The organism is Pallidibacillus thermolactis (genome assembly GCF_025660415.1).
Lineage (GTDB): Bacteria > Bacillota > Bacilli > Bacillales > Caldibacillaceae > Pallidibacillus > Pallidibacillus thermolactis.
In genome coordinates this window covers 1-7737 of record NZ_JAOUSE010000084.1, presented here as the reverse complement: position 1 = coordinate 7737, position 7737 = coordinate 1, and the positions used below count along the sequence as shown (strand labels likewise).

The window sequence follows — 7737 nt, the reverse complement described above, 5'->3', positions numbered from 1 at the left end:
GATTATTGTCTGTACGCTTCGATAACATCCTAAATTTCCCCCGTTAACCAAGAATTCTATCCCTATTATACAAAAAAAGCCTGTAGATTTGGCCACTAGTTAGGGACTTTGTCTACAAGCTGACACGTCTATAGGACGTGTTTTTTTTACTATTTACAATAGGTTTCTCCGTTCTATAGGAATATGTACAAGCATATACATGAAATAGGTGATATAGGAGGGGGAATATGCGTAAAGTTTCTCAAGTAACTGTGCGAAAAAGACTGGTTATCACTTTATTAGTTGGATTTCTCATTTTTACAATTATTGGCATACGATTAGCATATGTTCAATTCGTGCTTGGCGATATGTTAACTGAGCGAGCAAAAAATTCGTGGAATCGTGAAATTCCCTTTGAACCGAAAAGAGGAGAAATATTAGATCGAAATGGCATTGCTCTAGCTACAAATATCAGCTCACCGACCGTTTATATTGTTCCACGGCAAATTAAAGATCCTGCCAAAACAGCTGAAAAACTTGCAAATATATTAAATGCAGAAGTTCAAGAAATTTATCAGCAAATTACAAAAAAATCGAGTATGGAACGATTAAAGGCAGGTAGAAAAATTTCGAATGAAAAAGCAAAAGAAATTGAAGAATTAAATTTACCAGGAGTTTATATTGCGGAAGATTCAAAAAGGTATTATCCCTTTGAAGATTATCTGTCCCATGTGTTAGGATTTACGGGCATCGATAATCAAGGATTAATGGGATTAGAGCTATCTTATGATAAGGAACTAGCTGGGAAACGGGGAGCAGTTCAGTTCTATTCAACAGCTAAGGGAGAACGAATGGAGAGCATGCCAGACGATTATCATCCACCTGTTGATGGTTTAGACCTTGTTTTGACAATTGATTCACAAATTCAGACAATTCTTGAGCGAGAATTAGACAATGCTGATGCTCAATATAATCCGGATGGTTTAATCGCTATTGCTATGGACCCAAATTCAGGTGAAATATTAGGTATGGCTTCAAGACCTAATTTCGATCCTGCTGATTTTCAACATGTGGCACCAGAGATTTATAATCGTAATTTACCGATTTGGAGTACGTATGAACCCGGTTCAACCTTTAAAATTATTACATTGGCTGCTGCCCTTGAAGAAGGAAAGGTGAATCTTGAAGAAGAGAATTTTTATGATTCCGGACGTGTCGAAGTTGGCGGTGCTCAACTACACTGTTGGAAAAGAGGAGGACATGGTTCACAAACATTTTTAGAAGTTGTTCAAAACTCTTGTAACCCGGGATTCGTAGAACTTGGTGAACGTCTTGGAAAAGAGAAATTGTTCGACTACATAAAAAAATTCGGTTTTGGAGAAAAAACGGGTATCGATTTAGTAGGTGAAGGTAAAGGAATCCTTTTTGACTTAGATAAAGTGGGTCCTGTCGAACTGGCCACAACGGCTTTTGGACAAGGGGTTTCAGTAACACCCATTCAACAAGTGACTGCTGTTTCTGCAGCAATAAATGGTGGGACCCTCTATCAACCATACGTCGTTAAAGAGTTAGTCGATCCAGAAACGGAAGAAGTGGTTATGCGTAAAAAACCAGTGGCAAAACGGAAGGTGATTTCTGACGAGACATCAAAAACAATTCGCTATGCTTTGGAAAGTGTGGTTGCACAAGGAACAGGAAAAAACGCTTTTGTTGATGGATATCGAGTCGGTGGGAAAACGGGAACAGCACAAAAAGCACAAGGTGGACGTTACTTAGAAAATAACCACATCGTTTCTTTTATCGGTTTTGCACCAGCTGATGATCCGCAAATTGTTGTTTATGTTGCCGTTGATAATCCAAAAGGGACCGTTCAATTTGGAGGCACTGTCGCTGCTCCGATTGTAGGAAATATTATTGAAGACAGTATGCGAGTGTTAAAGGTGACTCCAAGGAAAAATCAAATTGAAAAAGAAACGACTTGGTTAGATACACCATTAGTGGAAGTACCTAATTTAATCGGACTTGAACGGAAGGAAATTGCAAACCAATTTTTCAATCTAAAGATTGATATGAATGGTGAGGGCAACAAAATCATAAAACAAGAACCACAACCAGGTACTAAGGTAAAAGAAGGTTCTACGATTCGAATTTTCCTTGACTAAGCATGACGGTGAAATCGACAAATGGGTTGTCCATTTTCGTTATGTAAAATTTTATTACTTCTGTTAAAAAGAGGAATGCTGATGGATGAAAATGGGCAACCATTTTCATTTTTTTATATTTTTAATTGTTATATAACCAGTTTGAATCGGAAAACAATAAATTCTTTCGTCTAGAACGCGAAATAATACATTAAGTTACATAATTATGAGAATAATTAAGTACAATGTTTGTGATAGGATAAGTCTATTGAAAATAAAAGAAATTCATCCGTCATGATGAAAAAGATTCCATTTAACATAAATTATTCGTGTAAATGATAAACAAACATAGAAAATTTAGCTCGATTACTGTAAAATGTATGTTGGTTATTTTACCCAAAATATAACTAGAAGAATTTTTGTTTGTTAGAAGGAGATGTTGTAATGGAACTCCAAGCGTTATTAGCTCGGTTACAATTTGCTAAAGTAGTAAATTATAAAGAGGATATAAATATTGATTCAATTGAACAAGATACACAAAAAGTTACCGATGGTACATTATTTATTTGCATTGAAGGTGATAAATTTGACGGTCATCAATTTGCCCATGAAGCGGTAAAAAAGGGGGCCGTTGCCATTGTAGCGAATAGAGTCATTCCAAAATTAAATGTACCTACAATTCTTGTAAGGGACACGAAACGAGCAATGGCTATATTAGCAGATGCATTTTATCAACATCCGTCGCAACAACTGTTTTTAGTAGGAGTTACTGGTACAAATGGAAAAACGTCGGTTAGTCATATTGTTGACCATATGTTTCATGTAGCAAACAAAAAAACGGCATTAATTGGAACTTTGTATACGAAAATCGGTAATCAAAAACTTGAGACGAAAAATACAACTCCGGACAGCATTACGTTACAAAAGACGTTTCACGATATGATTCAAAAGGGTGTTGAAGTTGTTAGCATGGAGGTTTCATCCCATGCGTTAGTGCAGGGGAGAACTTGGGGTTGTGATTATGATGTTGCCGTATTTACAAATTTAACGCAAGATCATTTAGATTATCATAAAACGATGGAAGAATATAAAAAAGCAAAGGGCTTATTATTTGCCCAATTAGGAAATCGGTATTCAGAAAAGCAGCCGAAGTTTGCTGTGTTAAATGGAGATGATCCGGCAAGTGAGGAATACAGCCGTATGACTTCTGCCCATGTAATCACGTATGGAATTGATCATCCTGCAGATGTGCAAGCAAAAAATATACGTTTTTCAGCAAGTGGTACTACATTTGAATTGGAAAGTCCTGTTGGTCGTGCGGTAGTTGAAACAAATTTGATTGGAAAGTTTAATGTTTATAATATATTGAGCGCGATTGCCGTTGGGATTGTAGCAAAATTACCGTTAAATACAATTGTAGACAGCATTCGCAGTTTTCATTCGGTACCTGGTCGTTTTGAGCTAGTAAAGGGAGGACAATCATTTCCTGTAATTGTAGATTATGCTCATACACCAGATAGCTTGGAAAATGTATTACAAACGGTAAAGTCTTTATCTGAGGAAGCAAATATATATGTCGTAGTTGGCTGTGGTGGCGATCGTGACCGTACAAAGCGCCCGCTAATGGCAAAAGTAGCATGCAGTTATGCCACACATCCAATCTTCACTTCTGATAATCCGAGAACCGAAGATCCGATGCAAATTTTAAATGATATGGTTCAGGGAGTCATGGGCTTACCACATGAAATCATTCCTGATCGAAAAAAAGCCATTTATCGAGCAATACATGAAGCGAATGATGAAGATATCGTTGTCATAGCTGGTAAAGGACATGAAGATTATCAAATTATCGGCGAGACAAAATATGACTTTGATGACCGGAAAGTAGCACTTGAAGCTATTCGAGAAAAATTAACAAAAGAAATAAAGGAACAATCGTAAAGGGAGGGATTGATATATGCAAGAACAAGTCATCATTTACACGATCTTAACAGCATTCGCCATTACAGTTATTCTCTCCCCAATATTCATACCGTTCTTAAGAAAGTTGAAATTTGGACAAAGCATTCGGGAAGAAGGACCAAAATCCCATCAGAAAAAATCAGGTACCCCAACGATGGGCGGGATCATGATATTACTATCCATCATTCTAACAACGATCATTATGACAAGTCTATTTTCAGAAATGACCGTGGAAGTTTATCTTTTATTATTAGTGACGATCGGATTTGGAATATTAGGTTTTTTAGATGACTTTATAAAAGTTGCGCTGAAACGAAATCTAGGTTTAACATCGAGACAGAAGTTTTTAGGTCAGGTCCTTATTTCTGTCATATTCTTTTTTATTTATCAATCATTTGAAATTTCAACGGCAATACATATTCCTATATTAGATGTTTCTGTTGATATAGGTTGGTTATACGTATTATTTGTTGTATTTTGGCAAGTAGGCTTTTCCAATGCAGTTAACTTAACGGACGGGCTAGATGGATTAGTATCAGGTACTGCAGCAGTTGCATTTGGTGCCTATGCGGTTCTAGCTTGGAATCAAGGCGATTTTGAAACAGCCATCTTTTGCGTTGCAATCGTTGGTGCCGTGTTAGGATTTTTAGTGTTTAATGCCCATCCTGCAAAGGTATTTATGGGAGATACTGGTTCCCTTGCGTTAGGTGGAGCAATCGCAACGGTTTCTATTTTAACAAACTTAGAATTATTATTAGTGATTATCGGTGGAATATTTGTAATAGAAACGCTATCTGTCATTATCCAAGTGGTTTCCTTTAAAACGACAGGTAAACGAATCTTTAAAATGAGTCCTTTACACCATCATTATGAATTAAGCGGATGGAGTGAATGGCGGGTCGTTGTCACGTTTTGGACAGTTGGACTTTTATTTGCTACGTTGGGAATTTATATTGAGGTGTGGTTATAATTGAAAAATATAGCAGATTATCGTAATAAAAAGATTTTAGTATTAGGATTAGCAAAAAGCGGTGTTAGTGCCGCTCTTCTTTTACATGAACTTGGAGCAATCGTCACCGTAAATGATCAAAAACCATTTTCAGAAAACCCTGAAGCACAAGCCTTATTAGAAAAAGGGATAAAAGTTATCTGCGGTGAACATCCGGAAGATTTATTAGATGAGGGTTTCCAGTTAGTAGTTAAGAACCCAGGTATACCATATTCCAATTTTTTAATTGAAGATGCACTTTCAAGGGGAATTCCAATCATCACAGAAGTCGAGCTTGCGTATAAAATATCTGATGCCGATTTTATCGGAATAACAGGGACAAACGGTAAAACAACGACGACAACATTAATCTACGAAATGTTAAAAGAAGGCCAAAAGAATCCGTTAATTGCAGGAAATATTGGAAAAGTGGCTTCTGGTGTTGCAAGGGAGGCAACAGCAGATCATAAAATTGTTATTGAACTATCTTCCTTTCAATTAATGGGAATTCGTGAATTCCGCCCAAAAATTGCCGTAATCACAAATCTTTACGAAGCTCATCTGGATTACCACGGTACACGAGAAAACTATGTAAACGCTAAGAAAAATATATATAAAAATCAAAAGGAAGAAGACTTCTTAATTTTAAACTTTGATCAAGAAGAATGTACACAACTGGCTGCTGAAACAAAAGCAACCGTAATTCCGTTTTCTACTGAACAATATTTAGAAAATGGAGTTTCGGTAAAAGACGGTTACGTTTATTTTAAAGGTGAAAAAGTGATTGAATGTAACAAAATTGTATTACCTGGAAAGTTTAATTTAGAAAATATATTAGCTAGTGTTGCTGCGGCAAAGTTAAGCGGTGTTTCAAATGCAGCCATTGAAAAAGTTTTAACTACATTTCAAGGGGTACGTCATCGCCTCCAATTTGTTCGGAATTTTAATGGTCGCCTATTTTATAACGATTCGAAAGCAACCAATATACTTGCAACAAGAATGGCACTTACATCATTTGACCAACCAATCATATTACTAGCCGGAGGACTGGATCGAGGTAATGGATTTGAAGATTTAATTCCTTATCTTCACAATGTAAAATCTTTGATCGCTTTTGGAGAAACGAAAGAAAAACTATTAAAAACAGGTCAGAAAGCAGGGATAGAAAATTTGCATGCCGTCAATAATGTTGAAGAGGCTGTACCACTAGCTTATTCTTTGTCTCAACCGGGAGATGTTATTCTTCTATCACCAGCATGTGCTAGTTGGGATCAATATAAAAATTTTGAAATAAGAGGGGACATTTTTATTAATGCGGTGCATAAGCTAGTATAAGAGCTTGGACAATTTTTTCCAAGTAAAAGATTGGCAAGCTCGAATTTGCTTTAATGGGGTGACCTGTTTTGCCGGTGAAAAAAACAACTCCAGACTTTGTTTTAGTGATTGTCATACTATCACTCTTATCTATTGGGTTAATCATGGTATATAGTGCAAGTGCTGTTTGGGCTGATTTCCGATTTGACGATTCCTTTTACTTTGCGAAACGACAACTTCTATTTGCCGTAGTAGGATTAGTCGCTATGTTTTTTATTATGAACGTTGATTATTGGACATGGCGGAATTGGTCGAAAATCCTTTTAATCATTTGTTTCATTCTATTAATAGCAGTATTAATCCCAGGAATTGGTAATGTTCGGAATGGTTCAAGAAGTTGGATTGGAGTCGGTGCTTTTTCCATTCAACCTTCGGAGTTTATGAAGCTGGCCATGATCATGTTTTTAGCAAAATATTTAACTACCAATCAAAAACGTATTACGCAATTCACAAAGGGATTTGTACCTAGTCTTGCGCTTGTATTTCTTGCTTTTGGTTTAATTATGTTACAACCAGATTTAGGTACAGGTACGGTTATGGTCGGGACTTGCATGATTATGATTTTTGTTGCAGGTGCAAAAATATCTCATTTTATTGGACTAGGGTTAGTCGGTGTTGCCGGTTTTGTTGGACTCATTTTAGCCGCACCATATCGAATGGATCGGATCACTTCTTATCTTGATCCTTGGTCTGATCCGTTAGGAACTGGATTCCAAATTATTCAGTCATTATATGCGATTGGTCCAGGTGGTTTGTTCGGTTTAGGATTAGGACAAAGCAGACAAAAGTTTTTCTATTTACCTGAACCACAAACAGACTTTATCTATGCAATTTTAGCTGAAGAATTAGGATTTATTGGTGGAGCTTTTGTCTTACTATTATTTGCGTTACTATTGTGGCGCGGCATTCGCGTAGCATTAAATGCGCCAGATTTATATGGAAGTTTTTTAGCAGTTGGCATTATTTCCATGATTGCAGTCCAAGTGATGATCAATATTGGAGTAGTTACCGGCTTAATACCTGTTACAGGAATTACCCTACCATTTTTCAGTTACGGTGGTTCATCACTAACTTTAATGCTCATGGCCGTGGGGATATTATTAAATATTAGCCGGTATGCGAGAATTTAAGTTTAAAAAATTTACAAAAAGAAGGGAGGAAATAACCTCCCTTCAGACTGTCGACAAACCCCAACTCAAATGCTTCATTTGAGTTGGGATTTGTCTTTTTTTGCTCATCATTTTCTAAGATTCTTATCTTATTTAGGCTGGACATGGTCTTTTCCATGTCCAG

General features: G+C 36.6%; 6 protein-coding genes. 5 read left to right on the top strand and 1 reads right to left on the bottom strand.

Translation table 11 applies throughout. The features are described from left to right. Positions 1-227: 227 nt before the first annotated feature. The 5 genes from OEV82_RS15670 (at position 228) to spoVE (ending at position 7574) form a co-directional block, all read left to right on the top strand. Positions 228-2141 (top strand): stage V sporulation protein D, encoded by a 1914-nt coding sequence (locus tag OEV82_RS15670; protein WP_263062397.1) that lies wholly within the window; start codon positions 228-230, stop codon positions 2139-2141. A 423-nt stretch (positions 2142-2564) separates the two neighbouring features. Further along, positions 2565-4061 carry a UDP-N-acetylmuramoyl-L-alanyl-D-glutamate--2,6-diaminopimelate ligase gene (locus OEV82_RS15665; RefSeq protein WP_263062396.1) on the top strand — a complete coding sequence of 499 codons (1497 nt, stop codon included), beginning with the start codon at positions 2565-2567 and terminating at the stop codon, positions 4059-4061. Between the two features lie 16 nt (positions 4062-4077). Further along, positions 4078-5052 (top strand): phospho-N-acetylmuramoyl-pentapeptide-transferase, encoded by a 975-nt coding sequence (gene mraY, locus OEV82_RS15660; protein ID WP_173662509.1) that lies wholly within the window; start codon positions 4078-4080, stop codon positions 5050-5052. After that, positions 5053-6405, top strand: coding sequence for a UDP-N-acetylmuramoyl-L-alanine--D-glutamate ligase (gene murD / locus OEV82_RS15655; RefSeq protein ID WP_263062395.1), 1353 nt, complete (start codon positions 5053-5055; stop codon positions 6403-6405). 68 nt (positions 6406-6473) lie between these two features. Then, complete coding sequence (spoVE, locus tag OEV82_RS15650; RefSeq protein ID WP_263062394.1) at positions 6474-7574, top strand: stage V sporulation protein E; 1101 nt, start codon at positions 6474-6476, stop codon at positions 7572-7574. Here the strand turns inward: spoVE and OEV82_RS15645 are convergent. After that, on the bottom strand, positions 7552-7737 hold a 186-nt coding region (locus OEV82_RS15645), incomplete at its 5' end, for a hypothetical protein (RefSeq protein ID WP_263062393.1). The two genes, spoVE and OEV82_RS15645, sit on opposite strands and share 23 nt — an antisense overlap.

Bases quoted from the DNA above. Each gene is read 5' to 3' on its own strand.
- OEV82_RS15665 (WP_263062396.1), top strand. From the start codon at position 2,565: ATGGAACTCCAAGCGTTATTAGCTCGGTTACAATTTGCTAAAGTAGTA.
- mraY (WP_173662509.1), top strand. From the start codon at position 4,078: ATGCAAGAACAAGTCATCATTTACACGATCTTAACAGCATTCGCCATT.
- OEV82_RS15670 (WP_263062397.1), top strand. From the start codon at position 228: ATGCGTAAAGTTTCTCAAGTAACTGTGCGAAAAAGACTGGTTATCACT.